Annotated in this window: 1 protein-coding gene and 1 pseudogene; both read right to left on the bottom strand. The window is 49.9% G+C overall.

Annotated features, from left to right (window positions below; all coding sequences use genetic code 11):
* Positions 1 to 206: 206 nt before the first annotated feature.
* Positions 207 to 260 (bottom strand): annotated as a pseudogene (locus tag Q8O35_RS14860) (CRISPR-associated DxTHG motif protein); the annotation flags it as partial.
* Between the two features lie 95 nt (positions 261 to 355).
* Positions 356 to 1,171, bottom strand: coding sequence for a hypothetical protein (locus tag Q8O35_RS12885; protein WP_305573960.1), 816 nt, complete (start codon positions 1,169 to 1,171; stop codon positions 356 to 358).
* Positions 1,172 to 1,402: the final 231 nt, after the last annotated feature.

The raw sequence follows: 1,402 nt of genomic DNA, 5'->3' as shown, positions 1-1,402 counted from the left end.
CAGATCACTGTTGCTCCAGTCGTCAGCAGCAGAGATGCTGGAGAACCTGTCAAGATATAAGCACAATAACGGCGCGAGGAAAATAAGAAGATAGTAGTCGCCAAAGACTGAAGGACAAAGTGCGTACAAAGCGCATACAATAAAAACATAGCAAGATCGTGACAGCTTTTCGATGTAGAGCAATACAGAAAACGCAACGAGCGTGATTAGGCTAAATATGATGATGAGTAATTCAAAGAGTGGGTTGTATCCAAAAAGAACCTTCAGGCCACCAAGCAGTGAAGAACCGTATGCAAGCCCTGCCGGGCCAGCGACGTAGCCTGCGTGGTATATAGAGACGGCAACTAAAAAATTCTTAAAAGTATAGTCTGGGTATAGGTTGGTTGCCAGCAGGAAAGAGCAGAAAAGAATGGTCAGAGACGCCAGTGCTAAAAAAAATGCAATTTCGTATGATGTTCCTGGGGTATGCAATAAGCAGAAGCGATGCGAATATGACTGTGTTTGGCCGCAGATTAACCACAATCGCCAGCAGCAGGACGGCAAGCCATTGGAGCTTATTGGTGTACATCAACATGACGAAGGCGATCAACAGCACTGATATCATTCCTGCTATCAGGTGGCCCCGGGTAGTGATGAAAAGAACAGGATAGCTGATGGCAGCGAGTGCGCACCAGGTAAGCCTGTCCCGCGCCGAGAGCGAAATTTTGTGGAGGATGAAGTACAACCCGAAAAGAACGGGTAGCGACATGAGGAAGAAGAGTACGAAGGGGGAGACCACGGCCATGAGCCGCGCATTGCCCAAAGCCCAAATGGTGGGCAGAGGCATCCCGTGGAGATTGGTATTCTTTCCCAAAGCGAGGTTTTCAACGGAGCCGTAGGGGTTATCATGAAGATAGCCCGCAAGCATTTTTGACAAACGCGTAGTACCTTCGATGCGGATGTTCTCCCCACCGGGATACGAGAAGAGAGCCTTGAAGTAATCTGCGAACAAGTCATTGGGCGTAAAAAGAAAAGTAGTGTGCGGGAACCCGACTCCAAAAGCAGAAGCCAAGGAGTTGTAGAGCGAATTCAAGGCCACCAGAAAAAAAACGCCTGCCAACGCCCCAAGGGCAGGGTTCCGCTGGACCAAGGCCTTCAGGTCGAAGCCTGACGAACTGTTCTGTGTGCTCATGCAATTAACCTCGGTTCATTGTAGAAGAGTGTAGCTCGGGGGGATTCCTCAGATTTCAACCGCGATGATGTGCAGGAGGAACCAAAGCGCCAGCGTCACGCACTAGTCAAAATTGACCCGTTCCTTTTCTATCACCAGTGGCCGCGCCAGCACCTGCGTGTGGATGGCGCCCACATACTCGCCGACAATGCCGAGAAAAATCAGTTGCACGGCGCCAAAGAAAAACATTCC

The sequence above is a fragment of the Humidesulfovibrio sp. genome (genome assembly GCF_030689645.1).
Taxonomy (GTDB): Bacteria; Desulfobacterota; Desulfovibrionia; order Desulfovibrionales; family Desulfovibrionaceae; genus Humidesulfovibrio.
Note: the sequence above shows the minus strand (reverse complement) of the source record. Positions and strands in the feature narration are given on the sequence as shown.

Bases quoted from the DNA above. Each gene is read 5' to 3' on its own strand.
- Q8O35_RS12885 (WP_305573960.1), bottom strand. From the start codon at position 1,171: ATGAGCACACAGAACAGTTCGTCAGGCTTCGACCTGAAGGCCTTGGTC.